Raw genomic sequence first — 26,109 nt, forward strand, 5'->3', positions numbered from 1 at the left:
GGCCTTTCGTGAAGAAATCAGCTATGTTGGCAGGGGAGCGGCAAGCTAAGCGTTTGGGCGGTGACGTCGTGGAGATGACGATATTCCGTAGTTGAAGCAAATAAGTTGGCACCAAAGGAAAAAGCAGGTGAGGCGGATCAGGACGACGACAGCGCTTGAGCAGGCTTTCGAGCAGGTCGACAACAGCGAAGCATTAAGGCTTCTCAGTGAAGGATATCCAATCGTCTACAGGGAGCCAGAAACGCCCGCAGGGCATGTTATCCAGCGCTACCCGGACGGGAGACGTGAGCTGGTGAGCTACGAAAACGGAGAGCTGGTTGTAGTGGGGGAGCTATCGCCCGTTTCCCCGGAGCTTAAGCCCGCGAAATACGATCCCAGAGATCTGATAAGCTGCGACGACGATTAAAGCGCCTGAGAGCCACGTAGAGCCGTTTTTATGGATAGGGCCATGGTGTTGGGTAAAGTGAGGCAGAAAAATCGCCTGAGAGCCGTACAGGCGCGAATTTGGCCCGTCTATTACCCACCGACACATTCAGGGATAACGCAGAGGGTTAACCGGAAACCAAAAAACGCGTTTTTTCGCTTAAACGCAATGTGTTATCCGGGGACGGCCAAAACCCCGCGAGACCGCGCCACAGGCGGCGTGAGGCGGTGGGTAATAGACGGTATCGCTAATTTCAGGCACGAAAAACCCCGCGCGTGGCGGGGTGTCGGTTCACGGAATGCGTTATTCTGCACCATTACCGCGACGATAAGCGGCCTGCATTTTGTCCGCCATTTGCATATGAGCTGCGGTAGCGCTTTTGCTTCCGATAAGCGGAGCGCGGGTTAGAGTTGACGCACCACCAAGAAGTGACATTCCTATCCCAAAGCGAAAGGCGTTGATCTTGTGTTCATTGGCTTCGAGATAGGCGTTTACCCTGTCCAGTTGGGGACCATATCCTGCTTTTAGCAAGACCAAACGCAAGCCCACCATACCGAAAACGAAAGCGATGCTGACTGCGGTAAAGATTGAAAATTTGATAATTGGGTCCATGGTCTTTCTCCTAGGTCGTTAGATGCATGGCTCGATGGCTGTATTGCTTATTTCTCTGGTTCCGGTTTTTCAGGACGAATAATGTTGCTGTTCTCACTTGCTGGGTCATTGCCGGTTTCTTCCTGCTCAGACGTGTCCTCAAAGCCGTTAGACGGCGGGGATGAAATGTTTCCAAGCGAAGACGCGCTCTCCATGCCTGGAACGCTTAGAGCGACCATAGAGCCAGCGGTTTTCATTGCAGCTCCAGCCAGCTTCCGTCCTTTCTCGCCGGATTGGCCGGATGTATTCGGAGCATTGGAAGAGGAGCCGCTTGAACGTGCCGAACTGCCACCGCCTCCGGTCATAGTCGAGGCCGGACTTGTGTCGGCATCGCTCTGAGGGCGCTGCGGAGCATTACCGGCAAGACTGGAGCCAAGACTTTTGGCTAGACTGCTAATACCGCCACCGGCCGAACTTGCGGCACCGCCTGCGAGCGCACCTGCCCCTACGGCGAGGCCAGCAGCACCGGCTGCGCCCGCCATTGCAAGCCCGCCGATTGCAGAACCGCCGCCTAGCGATGTTCCGTTTATCATTCCAGCGATCAATTCCGGTATCGTCTTGGTCAGATAAGCGCAGATAATTGCCAGTCCCGCAATTGTCAGGGAGGATGCGGAATCCTTCGTGTAGGCCTCGACCCAGGCGTCGGCGCTGGCCGAGATCACAGAAACTATCAGCGTCAGAACAAACAGCTTTGCACCAACAGAGACGATGTATTTAAGCGGTGAAGTAGCAAACTCACGTGTCCAGGATGAACCGCCGAAACCCATCAGAAAAACACCTGCACAGATGATGATGTAGGATTCAACGAGCGTTACAAACATGAATGCGGCTATGAACGTGAAGCACAGGAGCACGATCACGGACATAAAGGAGTTGAAAACGGCCGTACCCGGAGACAGAGTGAAAATGCCATCAGCCACGGTATTGGACAACGTTACAGCGATTGCCAGCACGTCGCCGGGATAGAGCATTTTGCCCATCCCTCCCGCACGCCCTGCCGCTTCTCGGAAGCTATCGACCATCAGCCCGCCCCAACTTGGAAGGTACGTTATCATCATGGAGAAAAACGATGTGACCATGATTAAACGTAGAAGGTCGGCGATAACGCTCCCAAGCTCCAGATTGCTATCAAGCGCCTTCAATCCAAAGGTCCAGATCAGTTGGATGAGAGCGAGACTGAAAAGCAAATAGGTGGCATACTTGCCAAGTTCTCCAGTCCAGCTATTCGCCGTCTCGTGTAAGAGGTTGAGGAGCGAACTCGCTTCGGCGCTAGGATCAGCCAATCCACTACCTTCTGCTGCAAAAGCGACCGTGCTCAACAGAAGTAAAGGCAGGATGAGAACAATCCAAAATGCGTTCTTCGTCATAATTAAAACCCTCGTTTAGGGCTGCGAATAGGTTCGCGTGAGAAGAATTCTTGGTCTCCTTTGGTGTCATTCATCGAAGCATCACAGGTTCCGATGCTCGCGCCTGAAATGACCGCTATCGCTCCACCCAAAAGGGCCGACGAGAGACACAGCAGTAAAAGAAATACCTTTGGAATAGTCATAGTCAGAACCCTACTTTTTCACTTCGTACAGGCTTCCGTTCAAAATACTGCTCATCGGCTGCCGCCTTGGCAGTTTCCTTTTCCATTGTCGCCGCGAGGTAGTTGCTTTGCAGCGTGATTTGCGTTGCGGTCAGATCTCGCAGCTTCTGGAGCTGTTGGACGTTCTGCGCTGCAATCTCGTTTCCCGCTTGAATGGCTTGCAGCCGTCCGGTGGCGTTCTGCGATTGCTGCACAACGCGATTGAGTGCACGATCTTCCTGCTCAAACGCGCCCACGTTCATTCCTGCTGCCCGCATGGCAGAAATCGCATTGTCGAAGCCCTGCTCAGACCATTTGCGCTGGCGTTCGCTGATGTTGCCGCCTTCAAACTCACCGGCCGATTTCAGATAGGTGTCGTAATCCTTGAATTGTTCACGGAAGCGCTTGTCCAAATCGCTGATGTCGCGACCTAATGTTTTCGTATTGGTGTAAACATCCGCTACGCTTCGAAGGTCGCCAGTGATGGACTGATAAAGGCTTTCAGGCAGCGCAATGCCTTGCTTGATCATATCGTCGTACTGGCGCATTTGCGTTTGAAGTTGCTGCGCGGTGTTCAGCGCCGTCTCAACATCTTTCGCGTATTGCAGCGCCTGCTGCATTGTCGTTGAGCAGTTTGTGCAATAGACCGTGAATGCCTTCGCATCCGGGGCGTAAAAAGCAGCAACCGGAATGAGAGTGGCAGTCAGCGAAACAGAGAATGCAGCGCCTACTAAAAATCGAAGTGATGTTTTCATTTTGTTCTCCTGCGTATTGGGCCTGTCACTTGAGGCCGGGTCATACTGTTTTGGATTTTTCCTGACGCACACGGCTCAGGTAAGTGCTCAGCTTGGCGGGCGTCATCTGGACACCACGTTTAGCGAGAATCTGGGTGATAGCTTTCAGTGGAAAGCCTTTGGCCTGCAAAGATGATATTTCATCCTGCAACTCACGAATGACGTCCATCTGGCTCATCCATTGCGGGCCGGGGGTTGCATCCGCCGCTTCCCTGAGTTGGACTCTCAAACCCTCGATCACTTTGTTAGTGATACGCGGGGATATGCTCATAGAAACTCACTCCTCGTAGATATGAATGTTATCAAAACTCATGAAATATTCTTGCAGAACTGAATATAAAAATCGACTTTTGTGGCGTAAAGTTATGTAAATCCATATACTGGATTGTGCAATCCAATACAATTTTCTTATTTCAAAACATTAATTACGCGATTATTTGCGATTAGATGCAATTATCCGCGATGATGCGCGATTTTATGCGATCATATGCGACGATGCGCGAATAAATGCGATTTAACGGTTTTTCTGTACTAAAAATGGACGGTCGATTACGCATCGCGTAAAATCGCACGCAGAATGATGGCAAGATGTGTATTGTACCGGTACAGGCTACGCCTATCCCTCTCCAATACCGTACCTTACTCGCCTTGGGCTCGACGGAATCTTGCTCTGCGAGGCTGGCAATCGCTACCGCGACAATGACAAATCTGACAATTTGGAGGCTATATGAAGAACGCGGCTGATCGTGAAAGTACGCCTGTTGAAGCTAGAGGTGGTCGCCCTCGGAACCGGCGCATTGAGGTTTGGTTGACACCAAAAGAGGAAGCGGAATTGGCGGAGCGAGCCAACACAACCGGTCTTTCGCGTTCGGCATACCTACGCAATGTTGGGCTTAACCACCCTATACGATCCGTGGTCGATTTAAAGGCAGTAGCAGATTTGGCAAAAGTGAATGGTGACTTGGGCCGCGTCGCAGGCCTGCTCAAACTCTGGTTGGCTGAGAAGCGCGGGCAGGGCGCAAGGCCGATAGAAGTAGAAACGATGATGCAGGATTTTCGGAAGCTGAAAGATCAGGTTCATAAGATTATGGGGCAAATCGTTGACCGATAATAAAGTGGTGGGAGAAAGTTCAAAAGACCGCCTGATGGTGGATTGTAGGAAACCGGGGCCGCTGAGATCTATATCGCCTACCTATATAGAATGGCCATTACGGCTGTCTCTTGATTGTCCGATTTTGGATGGAAAAAATGTATCAAGCTGACCTTCACTTCAATTAGTGTAAATATCAAAAAACTCCAACGAATTCCACAGTACCTGTCTAGAATTCGCTTCCTAAAACACGTCATTATGGGATAGCTTTCTTCTCGAAGGCCAACGAAACCAGGATGTTAACTTAGTAATGCTCGATCAGATGTTCACAGCGGAAAACTTCCGCCGCATCTATGACGCCGAGAACCGCAAGGGTCTGGACATAGCGAAGCGTTACTTTCCGTCGCTCGAACCCCTGACTGTCGCAGTTCGCGCAAAGGTCCAGGACATTCGTGATCATCGCGCCGCCCAAGCGACAATAAATGCGGAATCGTTCGAGGCTAAATTGCTGGTTCTGAAAAACGAACTTGCTAAACTAAAGGCGGACAAATCAGCCGCCGTCGATAAGCTGATGGACGAAATCAGCCAAAAGGTCCTCAAGCCTACCTTCAAGATTGAGCTATCCAAAAAGGACGGCCCGAAAGGGAAGTCGGTTTTTTGCATCGACGCCCAGCCTGAGACATTTTTCGTCATCAAGCAACTCCAGCGCAATATAAGCCGCATCTACAAGGTCAAACAGGCGAACCGGCACGACCTTGTTTGTCAGGTTCGCGACATGATGGGCAGCAGCTTTCCCTTCGAACTGGTTCGGACTGATATTTCTTCGTTCTACGAGAGTATTGACAGAAAAAGGCTCTTAGAAAAGCTTGATGGCGACCAGCTTCTAAGCCCGGCTTCGAAGAAGTACATCAAGCAGGTACTAGCCTCGTATGGCGCGAAGTCCGGAACTGCCGTTGGCGTACCTCGTGGAGTTGGCATTTCTGCCTACCTTGCCGAATTTTACCTACGTCCCATAGATAATGCGATCCGGGCGATCCCCGGTCTGGTTCTTTATTGCCGGTTTGTTGACGATATCGTGGCCGTCTTCGCAAGGCCCCCTGCTGGCAACAGTCTCGGCTCCTACAAGGACCGGATCATCGACATCTTTGGCAAGAACGGGCTTGCGCACAATGCTGCGAAGACAAACGAATTTGCTTTTCCGAAATCGAATCCACAGGACTTTGAGTACCTCGGTTACAAATTCAGTATAGACGCCGGAAAATGCGAGATCTCACCCAGCACGACAAAGGTGGACAAATATCGTACGCGCATGAATGCGGCGTTTGAGGAGTATTGGCTGGAGCGCTCGTTGCGCACGCGGCGCGCCTACAGGGAGCTGATCTGGCGAATCAAATTCTTAACCGGCAACACGCGGCTTTCAAACAGCAAATCCCGCGCTGTTACTGGAATTTACTACAACAATTCGATCATAACCGACATGGCGAGCTTCGCGCTGCTTGACCAAGAACTGAAGGCTTTGATTGGAACCCTGCATAGTAGCAGCCTGCAAAAGAAATTGAAAAAGCTTAAATTTACGTCTGGATTTGAGCAACGCCGATACCATAATTTCAGTGCCCGTGAATTGCATGTAATCGTGAGGGCATGGAAGCATGCCTAAGCGCCGCGTTTCGCTCACCCATCGGAAACAACGGTCCGTCCTTACGGACATGCTACCGTTCGAAGTGCCCCCCACATTTTCAAACCGGGGTTATTATCGCTTCCTGCGTGATAACTGTGTGGAGATCGAAAAAGGGCAGTTACGTTGGGTTTGCGAGACCGACGAGCTCGACCGCACAATGCGACTTCTGTTCGGCATCAAGGCTGACACGCTCATCGAAGCCGAAGTGGTGACCGAATGGGGTAAGCAGAAGACCAGACGGTGGGTGCCCGCCAAAAAGTGCAAGATGGCGACTATACCGTTCAATTTCCGGGTGGCGCACAATTTGGACGGTCGCACCCTGAGCGTCGTGCACCCGCGAAATCAGGTCGCAGTTGCGAGCTTTTACGCGACCCACAGCGCGCTGATCATCTACCACACGTCGGTCAGCGAATTCTCGATTCGCCGTCCGGTGTCAGTTTCACGCTATGCCTATTTTAAGGACAAGCTACATGAAGAGCGGCTGGATTCCGTAGCGGGGCTGGAGGAGGAAGATCGCGAGTACGAGCAGGTTGGATCTTACTTTGTTTACCGGAAATATCGGAACATCCATCGCTTTTTCGAATCTTACAAATATCATCGTAGCGAGAAGAAGTATGATGCGATGGTGCAGGTCGATGTTAGCAAGTGCTTCGACAGTATCTACACACACTCGCTGCCCTGGGCCGTTCTGGGTAAGGACCAGACTAAGTTTAAACTTGAGGAGTCAAAGCGCACCTTCGCGGGTCGTTTCGACGCCCTTATGCAGGATCTAAATCACAAAGAGACCAACGGCATCGTTATTGGCCCTGAGTTTTCACGGATTTTCGCAGAGATCATTTTGCAGTCGATAGATGCCGAACTGCTCAAGCAATTGGCAAAGGCAAACCTTCGCCACAAGGTGGATTACGAGATTTTCCGATACGTCGATGACTTCTTCGTTTTTTACAATGAGGAGTCAACGCAGCTCAAGATTTTTGAGACGCTCCAGCAAATCCTTAAGGGCAAGAAGCTCAGTATCAACACTGCGAAAATCAAGCACTACAAGAAGCCGATTATCACCGAGATTACGCTCGCCAAAGAGCGGATTTCTGCGCTACTAAACGACCAAATTGGTCCATTTTGCGAGGCAGAGCCGCAGACCGATCCGACTAAATCTCCGAAGACGAAGCTCGTCTGCTCGATCAACGCTAATCGGCTTATCATCCGCTACAAAGCCGCGATCAAAGAAGCCGGCGTCAGTTACGGCGACCTGCTGAATTACACCTTTGCAATTATTGAGAACAAAATCGAGAAACTATTTAAGGGCTATATTGAAAGCGACAAATCGGACCGGGACAGGAAGCTTCTGTCTAATGCCCTACTGGCTATCATGGAGTTCGCGTTTTTCGCCTACTCTGCGAGTCCCAAGGTTAATCACACAATCCGTATCTGTCGAATGATCGCGACGTCAGTGGATTTTGTCCGCGCGCAAGGTCTTCCCTACGAGCAGAAGCACCTTCTCTTTAAGTACGTCCACGACAACGTGATTCAACAGCTCGAGAAAAATACGATGAGCGAGCATCGCGAGGTGGAAAGCCTGTACCTGCTGATATCACTCTCGCAGATCGGGCGGGAATATTGGCTACCAGTTTCCGTGCTGCTGCGGCACTTCCTGATCAAAGAGGAAGAGGCTACCGGAGTTTACAGTCGGCCGACAGGCTTCATGAACCATTTCTCGGTCACTATCCTCCTGTCCTATATCAAGCACAAAGTCAGGTACGAGAAGCTGAGAGCTTTTTTGGAAGCCGAAATCCTAGCCAAACTCCAATATATGAAGGCGCATTGCCCCGAGGACGCCGAGACGCTGATCATGCTGCTCGACTTGATCGTGTGTCCCTACATCAGCAATGCAACCAAGGATGACATTGGGGCAATTTTCGGTCTGGATGCCGCTGGTCTCGCTATCGTTCAAGCTACCAATGACCATTGGTTCACTGCCTGGGGCGACAAATTCGACCTCGGTAAAGAGCTGGACGCCAAGCGCAGTCGTGAGGTATACTAACACCGGCGCTTCGCTCTACCCTTAATGGCTGTTGGCAGCTCACACACAAGCGCCCACCTTTCCCCTGTATCAATCGGGGGGCAAGGTAATGGGACGGTCGGAGCGGGCCGTTCCCTATACTCCATAATCAATCATTACCAAGACCCTGCCGCCACGTTCGTAGGTAGCTTGAGGTTTGTTACTTCGGCGAGATCGTTGATCATAGCAAAGGTGGCGACCTGTTTGCCCTTTGGTTTGCCAAACCATCTCTCGGCGACATGAACCAGATCTGAATTGGCCGGACGCTTGCTAAACTGTTCGAGCAGTGTATGTGTTAGCTCAGGGCTTGGCAGTGTGATGAAATCACCAACGGCATTCAGGCTATCCAGATCGTTCGCTTCACTGGTGTGCAGCCGTTGCAGCATCTTACGCGGGATGACCGTGTCACCCATTGTGCCTGCGAAAGCCTCCGGGAAAATCGGGGCCATGAAGTCGATGATATGGGTCTCGGTTTGTACCCACATATGAAATCCTTCGGAATCTGCGACTATCTGGCCATCATCATTGCGACCAAAAAAAGCGATCTTTGGTTCGTCGCTGACGCAGAGGGCAAGATTACCAGCGACTGCCGTCGCCGGGATTCTGTAGCGCGTCTCTAGGATGTAGGCCCCGAACACGGCGAAGAAGATGCAAGACCGTTCGGCGGTGCCTAAGCCCTCGATCACACCACGTGCGACCTGATGGATGCGGTTATATTCGCTGAGTGTGATAAGAAATTTTTTCATTCTGGCCTCCGGTGTTGGATCGGCGGGATTGATGAACATTTCATAAACACAAGTGAACAGGAAGGATAGCCAGACATCGACGCACGGGCGATAGGTGCAGGTCGCATTTTTGGCTATGTCATTGCACAATCGTTGCAGTAACGCCGCTTGATTGATTGCTTTCTGTGGCCGCGTCAGCATCCTAGAACGACCGATTAGGGGGACGCAAAGTCGCCATTTAGCTTCAACGTAATAATTACGTATTATATAATTATGACGACTTGACTATTCTGGTATTTCGAATGGTGTTAGCTGAGGCAATGTGAATTATGTATCTGAAATGAAAAGCTAATTTCTCCGTATTTATAATTGAGTGGGAATAATCGGAGCTTAGCTCACATATCTGTGCCGCCGCATCTTGATAAGGATGCGGCGGCACAGTGCTATTTGGCCCTTGAAAATAAGGGCTACTGGTTGATCTCGGGTTCGACCAGTCTTCTCAGCTTATCGAGCGAATCCTGCCAGCCGAGATAGCAAGCCTCAGCCGGAATGATGTCCGGAACGCCTTCCTGCGTAATATTGATTTCCGTGCCGACCGAAACAGCTTTCAGCTCAATCGTCACCTTCATTTCGCCGGGCAGGTTGGGATCGTCGAACCTGTCGGTGTAGACGAGGCGTTCTCCCGGCACGAGCTCGACATAAGTTCCGCCGAAGGAATGCGACTCGCCGGTCGTGAAGTTGCGGAACGACATTTTATGGCCTCCACCGACCTTCGCGTTCATTTCATGCACGGTGCAAAGAAAGCCGTATGGCGGTATCCAGCTTGCGATTGCATCCGGCTCGACGAATGCGCGATAGACCTTTTCGGGCTTGGTGGCGATAACGCAGTGCAGACGAATAGTGCTAGGCATAGTTTCCTCCCATGGCCTTTTCTGAACGACCTGTCAGGCCGTCTTTCGGTTGAACAACAATTCCAGATATCGGTAGAGGTGGTCGATACTTTCGATGGCGCGGTGCGGATCGCCGCTCGCCTTCGCTAGAATGAAAGCACCTTGAATGACGCCCTGTATATGAAGCGCCAGGCTTTCTGCGGTGAAGCCGTGACTAACAGCGTGTTGGGTCATCGCGGCTTCTATATCTGCGATCAATGTGTCGGCATGACCCGAGATGCTGTCCCAGCAAGCTTTCTGGATGGCAGGGTTTGTACCATAAGTTTCTTGCGCCATTGTGCCCACAAGACAGGTAAACTCTGGCAATTCGCCTTGGATCAGTTCTTTGCGAAACGCGACATAAGCCAGAACCCGGTCCAATGGTTCCGCAGGCGTGTGATAGGGGGCTTCGGCAAAAAACACGCTGGTCGTCTCCGACCAGTAATTTGCTGCAGCGACGGCCAAATCTTCCTTGCTGGTAAAGTGGTGGAAGAAAGCACCTTTCGACAAACTGGCCTCCGCGCAGATATCGTCAACTGTCGTAGCGGCATAGCCCTTCATCCGGATGACGGTGAGTGCTGCTTCCAGCAGGCTCGGCTTCGTTGAAGGATTCTGCGTTCTCGCCATTCTCGTTCTCCTCAACGTTAATATACCAACCAGTTGGTATTTAATCAAGTGAGTTCTTCACCGGCTTTTTGCTGAGGATTTGGGCGAGAATCTCATTGGGAGTAAAAGGCGAAAATTTATTGCTGGTGTTATCCGTACTCGCCTCAGAGGTGTTGGAAACCCAACGCAGGAGGCTCGAAGTCGGACAGAGCGTTCCATGTTGCCGATCTCGCTTGGCAACTTAGGTCTATTGAAGCTGGTCGGGAACCCGCTCAGCCCCATCCATGCGCTGACAAGCCGTAGATCCAAGGCGCATCAGCTTTTTTGTTTAGGAATGGCTGTCCCTTCGACATTGTCGTGACTGTGCTGAATACACCAAGCCTACACTGGGCGACATATTCGGCAAAAGCGCCATCTTTCTCCCGAGTGTCGATGCGGGCAAACTCACCTTTAAGCTCTCGAAGGTGGATCGCGGTCAGCTGAATTGCATCCTGGTCGTTGCTTGCCACGATAGGTCCGATAACTTTACCACGTCCGAATTCCCGACAGAAAGAATAACCAACGAGTTGGCCATTGCGCTTCAACCCATAGATTTCTGCTTTTTCAGAGATCAATTGAAGCAGGTGAGTGCGATCAGTGCCAAATGCATTTGCATCCAGCCGGACGATTGCTTGCAGCTCCGAAGCTGAAAGCGAAAGGAGCTCTCCTTCAAGGGGCGGTAATGGTGGAAGCACCAGCGCGACTTCACCCTGACATTGATAGACAGTCGCTTCGTTCATAAAGCCCATAGAGATATAGAGACTGTAAGCCGCATGGGTGGCATTAAGGCTCAGATTGCGGCCACTGCAGCGTTCCAAGATCTGCTCCATCAACCAACGTCCGTTGCCCTGAGCCTGAGTGCGGGGAGAGGTGATAACCATGCCGACCGTGGCAAAATTATCGCCATACGGAAACCACATGGCACTACCAAATACACGTCCGATCCCATCGACGGCCACGAGACCTTCACCGGTTTTCAAAAGCAGTTCCCAGTCATTTGGCCGATGGGGCCATCGAACGCCCATCGACAGGCCGTGGAGTAGACTGATGTCGACTTCTTGAATATCGCGTGCGCTCAATTCGAATGATTTCAGTTGCACTGAGTTCTGCATATCAGCTAACCCGCTTCCTACCCTACGACCCAAGCCTGCAATCATGCAGTGTTTTTGATCCTGCCAATGAAAGCAATTGGTTTGGCAGGCGTATTTTGCCGCATGATCTCACAGAGCGGTCGGCATCATTTGCTTCCTGGCTATCCGAATTCGCAATCTTTGTTTGAAGCTGGGGCTTATTCGGCACGGAACGCTGCCCGCGATATTTATGCTGATAGCAATCCCAAAGGCTGCGTAGAACCTACGCGCGCCGGGAAGATGGTCATGATGTTATGTTGATGACCTCCCTCGGCGCGTCCCCACTATCTAAACACGAATTGGCGGCAGAGTTTCATGGCATTTCTCTTTAATTCAGATGCTGCGCGCGGTGCCGTGTTTCGAGAGGCTTTTGCACGCGCCTTACCCGATGTGTCGTTCTATCAGGCGGGCGATGACGTGGACCCTGACACCGTAAGGTACTTGATTAGTTGGGTGGCCCCGGACGATATCGCTTGTTATTCCAATCTTGAAGTTCTCTTTTCAATTGGCGCTGGGGTCGATCAATTCAAACCCGGCAGCGTCCCCGACCATGTGAAGCTTGTCCGCATGGTCGAGGAGGGCATTGTTCGCATGATGCAGGAATATGTTGCACTTGGTGTGCTGACCTTGCATCGGGACATCATCGCATATCGCGAACAACAGGAACGCCATGTATGGCGTGCGCTCGCAGTGCCGCAGGTGCAGGAACGCAGGGTCGGGTTCTTGGGGCTTGGTATGTTGGCACAAGCAGCCATTGAGCGTCTGAAGCCATTTCAATTTCCTCTCGCGGGTTGGAGCCGCAGCAGAAAGGAAATCGAGGGTGTCGAGTGCTTTCACGGCGAGGATCAGTTTGCGCGTTTTCTCCGTCAGACCGATATTCTGATTTGCCTTTTGCCACTGACCAATGAAACGCAGGGTATTCTGAACGCCGATCTCTTCGCCCTTTTACCCAAGGGTGCTCGCCTGCTTCATACTGGTCGCGGTCCACAGCTGGACCAGCAAGCGCTTATTGATGCGCTCGATAGTGGGCAGCTCTCAGCCGCCATGATGGACGTGACCAATCCTGAGCCTCTTCCTATCGGGCACCCCCTCTGGTCGCATCCCAAAGTGCTTATCACTCCGCATATCGCTTCAGTTACTCAACCCGAGACGGCCGCAAGATCCGTAATTGAGAATATCCGGCGTCATCGTGCCGGAGAAAACATGATCGGCCTGATCGATCAAACTCTCGGCTATTAACCTCAAAGGGAATGACATGTCGCTTCTGATAACCATTGATCCAAACCCAGATTTCGCACCAAAAGAAGCACTGCCTACATCAGATCGTCTGATTTCCGGCGATCCTTCTTTTAAAACCTGGGCGCAGGACGCATCAAAGGATGACAAGGTTCTGACCGGCATTTGGGAAGCCACGCCGGGTGAAACGCATTCGATCAAGGGCACGACGTTAGAGTTCTGCCACATCCTGTCTGGTCTCGTTGAAATTGAAGAAAAGGACGGCGAGACTAAAACCTATCGCGCTGGCGACAGCTTCGTGATGAAACCAGGCTTTGTGGGTGTGTGGCGCACAATTGAAACCGTTCGCAAAATTTACTTGTGCGTTTACGAATAAGTTGTTCCGGCCCTAATACATGCCCGACGCTTTAGGCGTCGGGCAGTAAAGTGCAGCCCAGAGCCTGCCCGGCTTATGATCTTTGAGGGAGCTATCAGTGAAAACTTATTCGATTGCGCTAATTCCTGGCGATGGTATCGGCAAAAGCGTGACCGATGCTGCATGGCGGGTCATACAGCTTGCCGCCAAGCGCTATGATTTTACGCTTGAAGGCACAAGTTTCCCTTGGTCTTGCGAATATTATCGTGAAACCGGCGTAATGATGCCAGCAGATGGTATCGAGACGCTGCGTAAGTTTGATGCGATTTATCTCGGTGCCGTTGGCTGGCCTGTGGAAGTGCCGGATTCCGTGTCTTTGCACGGACTGCTGCTGCCGATCCGTAAAGCATTTGTGCAATATGCCAATATTCGTCCACACCGCTTGTTGCCGGGAGTGACAGGCCCACTGCGTTCTGAAGGCTTTGACATTCTTTGCATTCGTGAAAACACGGAAGGCGAATATTCGGGCGCTGGTGGACGTGTGCATTCGGGTACGAAAGATGAAGTGGCAGTCGAAACTGCAATTTTCACACGCACAGGCGTTGAGCGCATTATCCGCTTTGGCTTTGAGCAGGCACGTCTCCGTCGCAAGAAGCTGGCGTCAGTGACAAAGTCCAATGCTCAGAAATATTCGATGGTTTTCTGGGATGAAGTGACAAAGGATGTTGCCAAAGAATATCCGGATGTCGAAGTCTCGCATTATCATATTGACGCGATGGCTGCTCGTATGGTGATGGGGCCGGAAAGCCTCGATGTGATCGTGGCTTCAAATCTTTTCGGCGATATCCTGACCGATCTGGGAGCTGCAATTCAAGGCGGTCTTGGTTACGCGGCGTCTGCAAACATTAATCCCGATCGCACCGCACCTTCAATGTTTGAGCCGGTTCATGGTTCTGCACCTGACATTGCACATCTTGGCATTGCCAATCCGATTGCCGCCATCTGGTCTGGAGCGATGATGCTGGAGCATCTTGGCGAGCATCAGGCTGCGAAAGATGTGATGACGGCAATTGAAACGGCGACGGTTCAGGGTGTCGGAACCGTTGCGGGTAAAGATAAGACGGATGCGATCACGCAGGCCGTGCTCACAGCTCTGACATAAAGAGGTAGTCATGCACACATTGAACGATCAGGCGCTTTTCCGCCAACAGGGTCTTATTGGTGGCGTCTGGCAGGATGCAGCCTCTGGCGCGACGGTCGATGTGACCAATCCTGCAAGCCTCAGCACCCTGGGCACGATCCCCGACATGAGCGGCAAGGAAACCCGCGCGGCGATTGATGCTGCAGCGGAAGCTTTCAAACTTTGGAAAAAGAAAACTCACGCCGAACGTGCAGCACTGCTCGAACGCTGGTTTGCGCTGATGATCGAGCACGAGCAGGATCTCGCTCTTCTGCTGACACTGGAGCAGGGCAAGCCGCTTAACGAAGCACTCGGCGAAATTCGCTACGGCGCATCTTTCGTCAAATGGTTCGCCGAAGAAGCGCGTCGTATTGATGGTGGTAGCATTCCTTCACCAACGGCAGACCGACGTATTCTGGTGCTGAAAGAAGCAGTCGGCGTTTGCGCGATCATTACACCGTGGAATTTCCCCAATGCAATGATCACCCGCAAGGTTGCTCCGGCACTGGCTGCCGGTTGCACAGTTGTCATCAAGCCGTCGGAGTTTACGCCGTTTTCGGCCCTTGCACTCGGCGTCTTGGCCGAAAGGACAGGGATACCTGCTGGCGTTATCAATATTGTCACTGGTATGCCGACAGAAATTGGCAATGAGCTGATGGCCAATGAAACTGTACGCAAGATTTCTTTTACCGGTTCCACGCGTGTTGGTTCGCTGCTGATGAAGGGGGCTGCTGACAGCATCAAGCGATTGAGTCTTGAACTCGGCGGCAATGCACCGTTCATTGTGTTTGACGATGCTGATCTTGACCAAGCAGTAGAGGGTGCGATTGCTTCCAAATTCCGCAACGGAGGTCAAACATGCGTCTGTTCCAACCGTATTCTGGTACAGGCTGGCATTTATGAAGCGTTTGCTGCCAAGCTCTCTGCTCGCGTTGCCAAAATGAAAGTTGGTGTTGGCACGGAAGATGGTGTTGCGATTGGGCCGATGATCAATCACGCGGCGATTGAAAAGATTGAACGCCATGTGAGTGATGCTCTTGGACGCGGTGCAAAAATTCTTGGACAAAGCGAAAGCATACCGGAAGGTCGTCAATATGCACGTCCGATTGTGCTGGGTGACGCGACTACAGATATGCTGCTTGCATCGGAAGAAACCTTCGGGCCTGTAGCGCCGCTTTTCCGTTTTGAGACGGAAGACGAAGCGATTGAAATTGCCAATGGAACGCCATTTGGGCTGGCAGCTTATTTCTTTACAGAGAACCTAAAACGCTCATGGCGTGTCGCGGAAGCGCTGGAGTTCGGCATGGTTGGCTTGAACACGGGCCTGATTTCGACTGAAGTTGCGCCGTTTGGCGGTGTTAAACAATCTGGACTGGGCCGTGAAGGATCAAGGCTCGGTATCGAGGAATATCTGGAAGTTAAAACGCTGCATGTTGGTGGACTTTGAACAAGCAAAAAAAAGGGCGGTTTAACCGCCCTTTTTGCTCCTCAAGTTACTGAAACTTATCGAGCATTTTATAATAAAAGCCGACCAATGGTAGAAACCATGGCTTGCCGGAGTAGCCTGGAATGGTTGGCCATTCGAGGCCGGAAATAGGATTCTTGTTACCCCGCCCAAGGATTGCATCGGCCAGATAAATACCCATCTGGGTAGACATCTGTGCGCCGTGGCCGGAATAGCCCATCGCATACCAGACACCATCTGCAAAACCTGCCCGCGGGTAGCGATCCTGTGTCATATCGACAAGTCCGCCCCAGCAATAATCAATTTCCACACTGGCGAGATGCGGGAAAATCTTGACGAGACTTTCGCGCAAAATTGCACCGCTTTTGCTGTCTGAGCGTTGATCGGAAGTAGTTGAGAAGCGTGCGCGACCACCAAAGATCATACGATTGTCCGGTGCAAGACGGAAATAATTGCCGATGTTCATGGAAGTCACATAGGTGCGGTTGCCGGGCATGGTCGCGGCAATTTCGCTCTCTGTCAGCGGCCGGGTTGCAATGATGAAGCTACCTACCGGGATTATACGCTTGCGGAAATAGGAGAAGCTGTTCGGTGTATAGGCTCCGGTTGCCAGAATAACATTGTCGGTAGTCACCGTGCCGCGCGATGTAACGATCTGGTGTTTCGTACCGATTTTTTTGTGCTCGGTAACAGCAGTGTTTTCATAGACAACCGCACCGTGACGCGTTGCTGCCGTCGCCAAACCGGTCACGTAACGTCCCATATGCATCATGGCGCTTTTCTTGGAGAGCATGGCACCATGAAAATCATGAGAGCAGACTTCTCCCGATAACTGGTCGCGATGCAGCAAGGCGGTGTCAGGGTCGATTTCTGCATGGATGGCTTCAAAATTGCGGGCAAGGCCATCGAAATGAGATGGTTTTGAAGCCAGTTTCAGTTTGCCCGCACGGCGGAACGCGCAGTCGATATTTTCCTCTGTCACTATCCGTTCAATCGTATCAACGGAATCGTCAAAGGCTTTATAGAGAGCCTTGGCACGTTCTGCGCCAAGGTGTTGTTTTGCAGCGATGAAGCTGTGTGCAAGACCGTTATTGAGGTGTCCCCCATTGCGCCCCGATGCGCCGGAGCCAACGAGGCCTGTCTCGAAGACAGCCACGCGGCTGCCTGCTTTGGCAAGATGCAATGCAGCCGACAGTCCAGTAAAGCCCCCGCCGATGATGACAACATCAAAGTGCCCTTCCGGTGGGGTCTTTTCCGCAGCTGTAAAAGGCGGCGTCGTGTCGTGCCAGTAGGGTTTGAATTGCATCTTGCTTTTCCTGATTAAAGCCCCACGACGCCAGCAAGGCCGGAAATATCCTTGATTTCGGTATAGCCGTAATAAGGATTTGCAGGTTCATGACCGCGATTGACCCAGACCTTGTTTTTAATGCCGAGATCATGTGCAGACATCAGGTCGTAGCGGAACGATGACGAGACATGCAGAATGTCTTCCGGGTTCGCATTAAGCTGATCGAGCATGTATTCGAACGCCTTGAAACGAGGCTTGTAAGCCTGCGCCTGTTGGGCTGTGTAGACGGCGTGGAATGGCGCGCCCAACTTTTCGACATTGTGATGGATCTGCTCGTTCATAGCGTTTGAAAGAATGACGAGCGGGATTTCCTTGGCGACCTTGGAGAGACCGGCTGGCACGTCTGGATGCGGGCCCCAGGTTGGAACACGCTCGTAGATCTTTCGCGCGTCTTCCGCTTTGAAGGTGACATTGTTCTTTTTGCAAGTGCGCTCAACAGCGTTGTGAACGACTTCATTATAAGGCTTCCAGTCGCCAAGTATTTCATCGAGGCGATAGGCTGCAAAGTTTTTGATAAATTGCTGCATTTGCTCTGCTTTCAGCTGTTCGCCATAAAGATCGTGCGCAGCTTCAGCCATCTGGAAATTGGTCAGCGTGCCGTAGCAATCGAAGGTTATGTATTTTGGTCTAAACTGGGCCATGTTTGATCCTTCCGAGCCTCGCGGGCACTGCTGTGCCGTTCTCATACATAATAATGAGCGACGCATGGACTAATTACTGCATTCGCACTCATGCAAAGCAGATTGTTTCGTATGTGACGTGCGGTTTGGCAGAGAGTTGTGCTGGATAGGTTTCCGACATGCCATGAGAATGCATTCTGCTCCCCCATTAACTCCCACCGCGGCATAAGATGCGGTGAGAGCATGAAAGGAAAGTCGAAACGCGTGGCATTGGGATGTTCGTCGGGATGAACTGCTGCGTGCAGCGTTCTAACTTTGGTCAATCAAGAACTTTATCTGGAAGTGACAATGACAGCATCTCACATCACTCTCGAAACGATGACGCCAGATCATCTAGATGGTGCCGTTGTCCTGTCCCAACAGGCAGGTTGGCCACATCGTATTGAAGATTGGGCGATGGTGCTTGCACTGAGCAACGGCGTGGTCGCCCTTGAGGGTGAAAATGTAGTCGGCACTGCGATGGCCACACCTTTGAATGAAGACATTGCAACCATCAACATGGTGATAGTTGATGAGACGATGCGCGGGCGTGGGCTTGGTCGCAAGCTAATGGAGGCAGCACTTGACGCTACTCAAGGGCGCAACTGTCTTCTCATCGCGACACAGGATGGACTCCCCCTTTATGAAAAGCTGGGGTTTGTTGCGAGAGGCGAGATAATCCAGCATCAGGGCGCAGCCCGACAGGTGGATGCCCCGCGCGATGTTTCCTGGGTTAAGAACGATGAATTTCCACATATTGTGACCTTGGACCATCAGGCGTTTGGTCATGATCGCACAGCACTTATGCAGCTTTTGCGAGACAAGGCGAAGTTCGCAGTCATTCGCCTCGATAGAGAGATATTAGCCTTTGCTGCAATTCGCCCTTTTGGTCGTGGGCAGGTTATCGGTCCTGTTGTCGCTAAAACTGATGGCGAGGCCAAGAAGCTCATCGAGTTCCTGCTGTCGCAGTACGCGGATCAGTTCGTCCGTGTCGACACCAATATCGCAACCAATATTGGCGGCTGGCTGACTGAACGCGGACTGGTCCACGTAGGCGGCGGAATAGCCATGCGCCGCTCTGTGCGGGCTTTGAAAGAAAACAGCGGTTCTGAATACCGCACTTATGCGCTTGTGAACCAGGCTTTCGGTTGATTTGGAGAATATCATGCTGAGCAATTCCTTGATCGAACTTGATCGCGCCCATTTGGTGCATCCGGTTTCATCTTACCGCAGTCATGAAGCATCTGGCGTGCGTGTTCTGAAGTCTGGCAAAGGTGCGACAGTTACCGATGCGTCTGGCCATACTTTGCTTGATGGCTTTGCCGGGCTCTGGTGTGTGAATGTTGGCTATGGGCAGGATAGTATTGTAGAAGCCGCTACGAAGCAGCTGCGAGAGTTGCCCTATGCGACTGGCTATTTTGGGCTTGGCTCTGAACCGGCGATCCGCCTTGCTGCTGAACTGGCCGACCGCGCGCCGGGCGATCTCAATCATGTTTATTTTACACTGGGTGGTTCGGACGCCATCGACAGTACAATCCGCTTCGTGCGTTATTACTATCATGCGAAAGGTACGCCGCAGAAAGATCAGTTCATATCTGTCGAATATGGGTATCACGGCTCATCGACTGCCGGTTCAGGCCTGACTGCTTTGCCGGCATTTCATGCAGGTTTTGGCGTGCCTTATGATTGGCAGCACAAAATTCCTTCGCATTATGCTTATCGCAATCCGGTCGGTGCAGATCCACAGGCAATCATCGATGCATCTGTTGCGGCGCTTCGAGCAAAAATCGAGGAACTTGGAGCTGAGCGGGTGGCAGCATTTTATGTCGAACCCATTCAGGGTTCGGGCGGCGTTCTGGTGCCGCCGAATGGCTGGCTCAAAGCTATGCACGCACTTTGCAAGCAGTATGATGTTCTGTTCATCGCGGACGAGGTTATTACGGGTTTTGGCCGCACGGGTCCGCTTTTTGCCTGTTCAGAAGATGACGTTGTGCCGGATTTCATCACAACCGCCAAAGGATTGACCTCAGGCTATGTGCCGATGGGTGCGGTCTTCATGTCTGAGCATGTCTACAACACGATTGCCGATGGTGCTGGTAAATCAGCAGTTGGTCATGGCTATACCTATTCTGCACATCCGGTCAGCGCTGCCGTTGGGCTAGAATGCCTACGTCTTTATGAGAATGGATTGCTTGAAAACGGCCGTAAGGCAGGCAAACGCCTGATGGCAGGTCTGCAGTCTTTGGCCGATCATCCGCTGGTCGGTGATGTGCGTGGCCGGGGGATGTTGGCTGCCATCGAACTCGTGGTGGACAAGGAAAACAAAACCCCGCTTCCAGCTGCGGCTGATCCTGCACGTCGCATATTTGATCGGGCATGGGATAATGGGTTGGTCATCCGCGCCTTTGCCAACGGCGTGCTGGGCTACGCACCGCCGCTTTGCTGCACGGACGACGACATTGATGCGATCATCGAGCGTACCCGCAAAACGCTGGACCAGACGCTGGCTGACGAAGAAGTCAGAGCTGCGATGAGGGGATAGGTTTTGTGGATAGCAGCCTGAGTGAATGGGCTAGAATTTCGTATATGCACAAGATTCGCAATTTTATGCTGCCGCTCTTCGTCAATTCAGTGCAATCGATCCACATCTTCATAACACACTGGCATAGCTACCAAAGGCTAGATGAAAAGCCAAACTATCGGGACGAGTTGAAATTTTTGAATCGATACCGGTACGCATGGAGCCATTCTTCGAGCCCACGAATTGTTCGGCTGAGACTGCAATGAGGTTTTGAAACGACTGACATTCTGAAAACGCGGTGAACCCGGTGAAAACAAACCGGCGCACCAGATGCAACGATTAATAAGGGGAACTGCCATGAGCGAGAAGATTACCAACTGGACTTCTTCCGACGACCGGATGATTGAGAATGCTATTCGTCGCGGGGCAACCCGGCGTGAACTGTTGCAGATGATGTTGATGGGTGGTGTGGCAGCTGTTGCTGGAACGACTATCCTGGGCCGCGCGACCTCTGCAGTAGCTGCTACTCCTGTAAAAGGTGGGTTCATCAAAGCTGCAGGCTTCAGCGCTTCAACCGCCGATACACTCGATCCTGCCAAGGCTTCCAATGCAACGGATTATGTTCGCTGCTGCGCATTCTATAATCGCTTGACCTTCCTTGATGGCAGCGGCCAGACACAGATGGAACTTGCCGAGAGTGTTGAAAGTGCGGACGCCAAGGTTTGGACCGTCAAGCTTCGCAAAGGCGTGACTTTCCATGACGGCAAGTCGCTGACCGCTGATGACGTCGTTTTCTCGCTTCAACGTCATCTTGATCCGGCTGTTGGCTCAAAAGTGAATGCGCTTGCCAAGCAGATTACTGGCGTGAAAAAGGTTGACGACACCACGGCAGAGATAGTGCTGGAAAGCGCAAATGCTGATTTGCCTACAATTCTTGCAATGCATCATTTCATGATCGTGGCAAACGGCACGACCGACTTTTCCAAGGGGAACGGTACAGGTCCATTTGTCTGCAAAGAATTTCAGCCCGGTGTGCGGTCAATCGCTGCTCGCAATGAGAGCTATTGGAAGAATAGCGGTCCACATCTCGACTCATTCGAATTCTTTGCGATCTCCGATGAAAGCGCCCGCATGAATGCGGTTCTGTCAGGCGACATTCATCTTGGTGCCAATCTTAACCCACGTTCGTTGCGTGTGCTTGAGAACAATCCGGCTGCAAAGCTGTTTATCTCGAAGCTCGGAACCTACACCAACCTCAATGTTCGTCTTGACATGACGCCTGGCGATAAGGCCGGTGTGGCAGAAGCTTTCAAATATCTCACCAATCGTGAGGTCATTCAGAAGTCAGTTCTGCGTGGATTGGCTGAAATTGCAAACGACCATCCCGTGCCAGATACCAGCAAATACTTTAATGCCGAACTCAAGCAGCGTGAGTTCGATCCTGAGCGCGCAAAATCATTGCTTGAGAAGGCTGGCGTTCTCGGTCAGGAAATTCATATTACTGCAGCCGAGGCAGCATCATCATCGCTTGATTATGCGATGGTTCTGCAGCAGGCGGCATCGACAATCGGCCAGAAGATCACAATCGATCGCGTTCCTTCGGACGGCTACTGGTCGAACCATTGGCTCAAGGATGCTGTCCATTACGGCAATATCAATGCCCGACCTACGCCAGATATCCTGTTTTCGCTGCTCTATAAGTCGGACGCACCGTGGAACGAAAGCCAGTACAAATCAGAAAAGTTCGATTCCATGTTGCTGGAAGCGCGCGGCCTTCTTGATGAAGCCAAGCGTAAGGAGATTTATGGTCAGATGCAGGCCATGATTTCCAACGAAGCCGGAACAGTCATTCCGGTCTTCATGTCTAACGTCGATGCGATTTCGCCGAAGTTGAACGGCCTTGAGCCAAATCCGCTTGGTGGCATGATGGGTTACACCTTCGCCGAACATGCTTGGCTGGAAGCCTGATACCTTATCAGGTTATTTCGCTTGTTCGGTTCGGGCAAAACATTGATTTTGTCCGAACCGACTGTTTCACCCGAGAATGGGGCCGCGCATGACCATGAAGTCGCCTTTGCTGAATCTGATTGCCAAACGTCTTGTTGTTGCAGTCGTCACGCTTCTCATCGTTGCGTTTACGATCTTTTTTGCGACGGCAATGCTCCCAGGCGATGTAGCAGAAATTCTTCTCGGCCAGGCTGCAACGCCTGAGGCGGTTGCAGGGCTTCGCCATGCCATGAATTTGGACCAGCCCGCGTTTCTGCGCTTTATCTACTGGTTGGGAAACCTCTTGCGTGGTGATCTTGGTGTCTCATATGTCAACAATGTGCCGATAGCCGATCTGATCGGCAACAGACTGGTCAATTCGCTGAAGCTTGCCGGTGTCACGGCCGCGATTTCTGTACCTGTTGCACTCTTTCTCGGTATTACTGCTGCGATTATGCGTGGCACGATTTATGATCGTATTGTTTCGATCATCACGATCTCAGTCATCTCTGTACCGGAATTCATGGTCGCAACAATCGCCGTAATCATATTTGCGGTTTATTTGGGTTGGCTGCCAGCATTGTCGATGGCAAACGAAGTCACTTCCTTCGTCGGCCTTCTCAAAGTCTTTGCAATGCCCGTGATAACGCTCAGTTTTGTCATTTCGGCGCAAATGATCCGTATGACGCGTGCCGCTGTTCTTGAGACGCTCAACACTTCTTATGTCGAGATGGCACTACTGAAAGGTGCATCTCGTACTCGTATGGTGGTCGTCCACGCCTTGCCAAATGCGCTGGGTCCAATCGTCAATGCAGTCGCGCTCTCGCTATCTTACTTACTTGGCGGTGTGATCATAGTTGAAACCATCTTCAATTATCCCGGCGTTGCCAAGCTCATGCTTGATGCAGTGGCAACGCGTGATCTGCCGCTTATTCAGACCTGCGCGATGATCTTCTGTTTTGGCTATCTTCTGCTCATTACGATAGCGGACCTTATTGCGATCATTTCAAACCCGAGGCTGCGATAATTATGACCGTTTCCGTTCCAAGTCAGCGAAAAACAAAGTCTCCACGCTTCGGTTATCGGTTCAATCTGCTTGGCGTGATTTCGTTCCTGATTATTCTTTGCTGGGCGCTCATAGCCATTCTGGCACCTTGGATTGCACCGCATCCGGTAGGAGAAATCGTTGATTTCGATTTTTTCGGACCGATGAGTGCGCAGTTTCCTCTCGGTACGGATTATCTGGGTCGCGATATGCTCTCGCGGATCTTGTATGGTGCGCGGTTTACAGTCGGCATTTCACTCGCGGCTGTCTTTTTGGCTTGTTTCTTTGGTGTCACGCTGGGAATGAGTGCTGCGGTTATTGGCGGATGGTTTGATTCCGCACTGAGCCGCTTTCTTGACGCGCTTACATCTATTCCAAGCAAAATTCTTGCGCTGGTTATCGTTGCAGGTGTCGGCTCGTCTATCCCTATTCTGATCATCACTATGGCTGTCATTTACACGCCGGGCAGCTATCGTTTTGCGCGTGCACTGGCAATCAACATCAACACTATGGATTACGTCACTGTTGCTCGAGCTCGGGGCGAAAAGATCGGCTACCTCATTCGGTCTGAGATTTTGCCGGGCATTATCGGACCGGTTCTCGCTGATTTCGGGTTGCGTTTTGTCTTTATCGTTTTGCTTTTGTCGAGCATGTCCTTTCTTGGCCTCGGTGTTCAGCCACCATTCGCCGATTGGGGCGCGCTGGTTAAAGAAAACATCGGCGGACTTTCGTTTGCTGCTCCCGCAGTGGTGTTTCCTTCGATTGCCATTGCCAGCCTGACCATCAGCGTCAATCTGCTGATTGATAATCTCCCGCAGAAGATCCGAGACAGGAGCGAATGAATGAGCAATCTTGTTGAGATCAAAAATCTTCGCGTGAATGCAAAGACCGACTCTGGCCGCATCGTTGAGATCATCCGTGGTGTCAATTTTCAGATTGCAGAAGGTGAGATAGTCGCTCTTATCGGCGAGAGTGGTTCAGGTAAGACGACGATAGCGCTAACTTTGATGGGCTATACGCGTCCGGGCTGCTGGATCGTGGATGGCAGCATAGCTGTTGCCGGCCAGGATATTGTCACCCTATCGGAGCGTAAACGTTCGAAGAAGCGCGGTACGGACGTTTCCTACGTACCGCAAAGTGCGGCGGCATCTTTTAATCCCGCGCACCGTATCATGGATCAGGTCATAGAGGTGACCAAGATCCACAAACTGATGTCAAAGGAGGAGGCGCGCAAAAAGGCTGTAGAGCTGTTCAAAGCGCTTGCCTTGCCAAATCCCGAAACAATCGGAGATCGTTATCCGCATCAGGTGTCGGGCGGGCAATTGCAGCGGCTTTCTGCTGCAATGGCCCTTATTAGTGATCCCAAGCTGGTAATCTTCGATGAGCCAACGACCGCACTCGATGTCACAACACAGATTGAAGTTTTGCGGGCTTTCAAATCGGTAATGAAGAAGAATCGCATAGCAGGCGTTTATGTTTCTCACGATCTTGCTGTTGTAGCCCAAATCGCGGATCGCATTGTGGTGCTGAAAGGTGGCGAGATACAGGAGGTCGGCACGACTGAGGAGATTCTGCATAATCCGCAGCACTCATACACAAAAGAGCTTCTTGCAGCTTTCGAGCCAAACGCTCACGCGAACCCTAAAATTGCCGAAGAAGAGAACCCCTCGCCACTATTGACGGTACAGAACGTGCTTGCTGGCTATGGTATCGTGGGTTCGACCGGTGAACCGGCGATGATCGCGGTCGAAAATGTCAGTTTTGAACTTCAGCGTGGGCAAAACCTAGGCATTATCGGCGAGTCGGGTTGCGGTAAGTCAACGCTCGCTCGTGTCATCGCGGGTATTCTGCCTGCCGCGCGAGGTAAGATTCTGTTTGAAGGCGCGGAAATGCCGAGCGATCTGCGCCGCCGCAGTCGCGATCAATTACGCGAATTGCAGATTGTTTTTCAGTTTGCAGATACGGCACTGAATCCAGCCAAATCTATCGCTGATATTCTGGCTCGCCCCCTGATTTTCTATCACGGCATGGATAGCAAAAGTCGGGACACCAGAATCGACCAGTTGCTCGATATGGTGCGTATTCCGCGCAACATGCGTTATCGAAGGCCCGGCGAGTTATCAGGCGGTCAGAAGCAACGCATTAATCTGGCGCGAGCTTTGGCCGCCGATCCTAAGATGATAATATGTGATGAAATCACATCGGCTCTGGATACGGTCGTTGCTGCGGCGATCATTGAACTTTTGAAGGAGTTGCAGCGGGAGCTGTCCCTTTCATATCTCTTTATCAGCCACGATCTCTCCACCGTGCGCGCAATTTGTGATGAAGTCATCGTCATGTATGGAGGCAGAAAGGTGGAACAGCTGCGCCCGGATATGATGGGCGGGGAGGCGAGCCATCCTTATTCAAGACTCTTGTTGTCGTCTGTTCCTAAGCTCGATACAGGCTGGCTAGATAGTTTGGAGCAGGATCCAGAGCTTGTTCGTCAATTTACCAGAGCTTGATGCCGTTCAAAAATATCGCATTTAGCGCCCTTTATGATTTTGGTTTGGAATCATGCTGGTTTGGCTGCTTAATGTTTGGTAAAGTTGCCTGGTTTTGTCTGTGGAAAGAAACTTTGTA

At 51.6% G+C, this 26,109-nt stretch carries 24 protein-coding genes; 14 read left to right on the forward strand and 10 right to left on the reverse strand.

The features are described from left to right. Positions 1–127: 127 nt before the first annotated feature. Entirely contained in the window at positions 128–406 is a 279-nt protein-coding gene (locus tag RT142_RS20920; RefSeq protein ID WP_313031225.1) for a hypothetical protein, read from the forward strand. Positions 407–727: 321 nt separating this feature from the next. Here the strand turns inward: RT142_RS20920 and RT142_RS20925 are convergent, their stop codons facing one another. From RT142_RS20925 to RT142_RS20940, 4 genes are all read right to left on the reverse strand, one after another. After that, positions 728–1,036, reverse strand: coding sequence for a hypothetical protein (locus RT142_RS20925; protein WP_313031228.1), 309 nt, complete (start codon positions 1,034–1,036; stop codon positions 728–730). Positions 1,037–1,083: 47 nt separating this feature from the next. After that, entirely contained in the window at positions 1,084–2,442 is a 1,359-nt protein-coding gene (gene trbL, locus RT142_RS20930) for a P-type conjugative transfer protein TrbL (protein ID WP_313031231.1), read from the reverse strand. 184 nt (positions 2,443–2,626) lie between these two features. Further along, complete coding sequence (gene trbJ / locus RT142_RS20935) at positions 2,627–3,397, reverse strand: P-type conjugative transfer protein TrbJ (protein ID WP_313031233.1); 771 nt, start codon at positions 3,395–3,397, stop codon at positions 2,627–2,629. Positions 3,398–3,437: 40 nt separating this feature from the next. Then, entirely contained in the window at positions 3,438–3,707 is a 270-nt protein-coding gene (locus RT142_RS20940; protein ID WP_313031235.1) for a hypothetical protein, read from the reverse strand. Positions 3,708–4,163: 456 nt separating this feature from the next. On the opposite strand from RT142_RS20940, the gene RT142_RS20945 reads away from it, so the two are divergent. The 3 genes from RT142_RS20945 to drt3b all read left to right on the forward strand — a co-directional run bounded on the left by RT142_RS20945 (position 4,164) and on the right by drt3b (position 8,245). Then, a complete protein-coding gene (locus tag RT142_RS20945) occupies positions 4,164–4,547 on the forward strand; it encodes a plasmid mobilization protein (RefSeq protein WP_313031236.1) in 384 nt (127 codons plus the stop codon). Positions 4,548–4,836: 289 nt separating this feature from the next. Continuing rightward, positions 4,837–6,183, forward strand: a complete 1,347-nt coding sequence (drt3a, locus tag RT142_RS20950; protein ID WP_313031238.1) for an antiviral reverse transcriptase Drt3a — start codon at positions 4,837–4,839, stop codon at positions 6,181–6,183. Next, complete coding sequence (gene drt3b, locus RT142_RS20955; RefSeq protein ID WP_313031240.1) at positions 6,176–8,245, forward strand: antiviral reverse transcriptase Drt3b; 2,070 nt, start codon at positions 6,176–6,178, stop codon at positions 8,243–8,245. Before drt3a ends, drt3b begins: the two co-directional genes overlap by 8 nt. A 134-nt stretch (positions 8,246–8,379) precedes the next feature. Here drt3b and RT142_RS20960 read toward each other — a convergent pair whose 3' ends face one another. The 4 genes from RT142_RS20960 to RT142_RS20975 form a co-directional block, all read right to left on the reverse strand. Continuing rightward, positions 8,380–9,189 (reverse strand): DUF2026 family protein, encoded by an 810-nt coding sequence (locus RT142_RS20960; RefSeq protein ID WP_313031242.1) that lies wholly within the window; start codon positions 9,187–9,189, stop codon positions 8,380–8,382. A gap of 266 nt (positions 9,190–9,455) precedes the next feature. After that, positions 9,456–9,899: an SRPBCC family protein gene (locus RT142_RS20965; RefSeq protein WP_313031243.1), complete on the reverse strand. Its 444-nt coding sequence runs from the start codon at positions 9,897–9,899 to the stop codon at positions 9,456–9,458. A 33-nt stretch (positions 9,900–9,932) separates the two neighbouring features. Continuing rightward, entirely contained in the window at positions 9,933–10,544 is a 612-nt protein-coding gene (locus tag RT142_RS20970; RefSeq protein ID WP_313031244.1) for a TetR/AcrR family transcriptional regulator, read from the reverse strand. A 251-nt stretch (positions 10,545–10,795) separates the two neighbouring features. Then, on the reverse strand, positions 10,796–11,674 hold the full coding sequence (locus tag RT142_RS20975) for a GNAT family N-acetyltransferase (protein WP_313031257.1): 879 nt from the start codon (positions 11,672–11,674) through the stop codon (positions 10,796–10,798). A 333-nt stretch (positions 11,675–12,007) separates the two neighbouring features. On the opposite strand from RT142_RS20975, the gene RT142_RS20980 reads away from it, so the two are divergent. From RT142_RS20980 to RT142_RS20995, 4 genes are all read left to right on the forward strand, one after another. Beyond that, a complete protein-coding gene (locus tag RT142_RS20980) occupies positions 12,008–12,931 on the forward strand; it encodes a glyoxylate/hydroxypyruvate reductase A (RefSeq protein WP_313031246.1) in 924 nt (307 codons plus the stop codon). A 16-nt stretch (positions 12,932–12,947) separates the two neighbouring features. Continuing rightward, positions 12,948–13,304 carry a cupin domain-containing protein gene (locus tag RT142_RS20985; RefSeq protein ID WP_007878129.1) on the forward strand — a complete coding sequence of 119 codons (357 nt, stop codon included), beginning with the start codon at positions 12,948–12,950 and terminating at the stop codon, positions 13,302–13,304. A gap of 97 nt (positions 13,305–13,401) precedes the next feature. Then, the gene (locus RT142_RS20990) at positions 13,402–14,445 is read left to right on the forward strand and encodes a tartrate dehydrogenase (RefSeq protein WP_113159550.1); all 1,044 of its coding nucleotides are present in this window, start codon (positions 13,402–13,404) and stop codon (positions 14,443–14,445) included. A gap of 10 nt (positions 14,446–14,455) precedes the next feature. Next, complete coding sequence (locus RT142_RS20995) at positions 14,456–15,910, forward strand: NAD-dependent succinate-semialdehyde dehydrogenase (protein ID WP_113159549.1); 1,455 nt, start codon at positions 14,456–14,458, stop codon at positions 15,908–15,910. Positions 15,911–15,956: 46 nt separating this feature from the next. Here the strand turns inward: RT142_RS20995 and RT142_RS21000 are convergent, their stop codons facing one another. Both RT142_RS21000 and RT142_RS21005 read right to left on the reverse strand, forming a co-directional pair. Beyond that, entirely contained in the window at positions 15,957–17,234 is a 1,278-nt protein-coding gene (locus RT142_RS21000; RefSeq protein WP_113159548.1) for an NAD(P)/FAD-dependent oxidoreductase, read from the reverse strand. 14 nt (positions 17,235–17,248) lie between these two features. Continuing rightward, positions 17,249–17,917 (reverse strand): haloacid dehalogenase type II, encoded by a 669-nt coding sequence (locus RT142_RS21005; RefSeq protein ID WP_112807442.1) that lies wholly within the window; start codon positions 17,915–17,917, stop codon positions 17,249–17,251. A gap of 327 nt (positions 17,918–18,244) precedes the next feature. Between RT142_RS21005 and RT142_RS21010 the strand changes: the two genes are divergently transcribed. The 6 genes from RT142_RS21010 (at position 18,245) to RT142_RS21035 (ending at position 25,991) form a co-directional block, all read left to right on the forward strand. Next, entirely contained in the window at positions 18,245–19,087 is an 843-nt protein-coding gene (locus RT142_RS21010; RefSeq protein WP_113159576.1) for a GNAT family N-acetyltransferase, read from the forward strand. Positions 19,088–19,100: 13 nt separating this feature from the next. Then, entirely contained in the window at positions 19,101–20,477 is a 1,377-nt protein-coding gene (locus RT142_RS21015) for an aspartate aminotransferase family protein (protein WP_064321131.1), read from the forward strand. Positions 20,478–20,813: 336 nt separating this feature from the next. Then, complete coding sequence (locus tag RT142_RS21020) at positions 20,814–22,424, forward strand: ABC transporter substrate-binding protein (protein WP_064321129.1); 1,611 nt, start codon at positions 20,814–20,816, stop codon at positions 22,422–22,424. Positions 22,425–22,518: 94 nt separating this feature from the next. Then, entirely contained in the window at positions 22,519–23,469 is a 951-nt protein-coding gene (locus RT142_RS21025; protein ID WP_007878144.1) for an ABC transporter permease, read from the forward strand. A gap of 2 nt (positions 23,470–23,471) precedes the next feature. After that, positions 23,472–24,329 carry an ABC transporter permease gene (locus RT142_RS21030; RefSeq protein ID WP_064321128.1) on the forward strand — a complete coding sequence of 286 codons (858 nt, stop codon included), beginning with the start codon at positions 23,472–23,474 and terminating at the stop codon, positions 24,327–24,329. After that, entirely contained in the window at positions 24,330–25,991 is a 1,662-nt protein-coding gene (locus tag RT142_RS21035; protein WP_113159544.1) for an ABC transporter ATP-binding protein, read from the forward strand. It abuts the gene before it with no gap. Positions 25,992–26,109 lie beyond the last annotated feature (118 nt).

Origin of the sequence: Brucella sp. (assembly GCF_032066345.1) — a bacterium.
Classification (GTDB): Bacteria; Pseudomonadota; Alphaproteobacteria; order Rhizobiales; family Rhizobiaceae; genus Brucella; species Brucella pseudogrignonensis.

Excerpts from the sequence above, each read along its gene's own strand:
- RT142_RS20940 (WP_313031235.1), bottom strand. The coding sequence starts at position 3,707 with ATGAGCATATCCCCGCGTATCACTAACAAAGTGATCGAGGGTTTGAGA.
- drt3a (WP_313031238.1), top strand. The coding sequence starts at position 4,837 with ATGCTCGATCAGATGTTCACAGCGGAAAACTTCCGCCGCATCTATGAC.
- RT142_RS20985 (WP_007878129.1), top strand. The coding sequence starts at position 12,948 with ATGTCGCTTCTGATAACCATTGATCCAAACCCAGATTTCGCACCAAAA.
- RT142_RS21000 (WP_113159548.1), bottom strand. The coding sequence starts at position 17,234 with ATGCAATTCAAACCCTACTGGCACGACACGACGCCGCCTTTTACAGCT.
- RT142_RS20925 (WP_313031228.1), bottom strand. The coding sequence starts at position 1,036 with ATGGACCCAATTATCAAATTTTCAATCTTTACCGCAGTCAGCATCGCT.
- RT142_RS21030 (WP_064321128.1), top strand. The coding sequence starts at position 23,472 with ATGACCGTTTCCGTTCCAAGTCAGCGAAAAACAAAGTCTCCACGCTTC.
- RT142_RS21015 (WP_064321131.1), top strand. The coding sequence starts at position 19,101 with ATGCTGAGCAATTCCTTGATCGAACTTGATCGCGCCCATTTGGTGCAT.
- trbJ (WP_313031233.1), bottom strand. The coding sequence starts at position 3,397 with ATGAAAACATCACTTCGATTTTTAGTAGGCGCTGCATTCTCTGTTTCG.
- RT142_RS20965 (WP_313031243.1), bottom strand. The coding sequence starts at position 9,899 with ATGCCTAGCACTATTCGTCTGCACTGCGTTATCGCCACCAAGCCCGAA.
- RT142_RS20995 (WP_113159549.1), top strand. The coding sequence starts at position 14,456 with ATGCACACATTGAACGATCAGGCGCTTTTCCGCCAACAGGGTCTTATT.
- drt3b (WP_313031240.1), top strand. The coding sequence starts at position 6,176 with ATGCCTAAGCGCCGCGTTTCGCTCACCCATCGGAAACAACGGTCCGTC.
- RT142_RS21005 (WP_112807442.1), bottom strand. The coding sequence starts at position 17,917 with ATGGCCCAGTTTAGACCAAAATACATAACCTTCGATTGCTACGGCACG.
- RT142_RS20970 (WP_313031244.1), bottom strand. The coding sequence starts at position 10,544 with ATGGCGAGAACGCAGAATCCTTCAACGAAGCCGAGCCTGCTGGAAGCA.
- RT142_RS21035 (WP_113159544.1), top strand. The coding sequence starts at position 24,330 with ATGAGCAATCTTGTTGAGATCAAAAATCTTCGCGTGAATGCAAAGACC.
- RT142_RS21010 (WP_113159576.1), top strand. The coding sequence starts at position 18,245 with ATGACAGCATCTCACATCACTCTCGAAACGATGACGCCAGATCATCTA.
- RT142_RS20980 (WP_313031246.1), top strand. The coding sequence starts at position 12,008 with ATGGCATTTCTCTTTAATTCAGATGCTGCGCGCGGTGCCGTGTTTCGA.
- RT142_RS20975 (WP_313031257.1), bottom strand. The coding sequence starts at position 11,674 with ATGCAGAACTCAGTGCAACTGAAATCATTCGAATTGAGCGCACGCGAT.
- RT142_RS21020 (WP_064321129.1), top strand. The coding sequence starts at position 20,814 with ATGAGCGAGAAGATTACCAACTGGACTTCTTCCGACGACCGGATGATT.
- RT142_RS20945 (WP_313031236.1), top strand. The coding sequence starts at position 4,164 with ATGAAGAACGCGGCTGATCGTGAAAGTACGCCTGTTGAAGCTAGAGGT.
- trbL (WP_313031231.1), bottom strand. The coding sequence starts at position 2,442 with ATGACGAAGAACGCATTTTGGATTGTTCTCATCCTGCCTTTACTTCTG.
- RT142_RS21025 (WP_007878144.1), top strand. The coding sequence starts at position 22,519 with ATGAAGTCGCCTTTGCTGAATCTGATTGCCAAACGTCTTGTTGTTGCA.
- RT142_RS20960 (WP_313031242.1), bottom strand. The coding sequence starts at position 9,189 with ATGCTGACGCGGCCACAGAAAGCAATCAATCAAGCGGCGTTACTGCAA.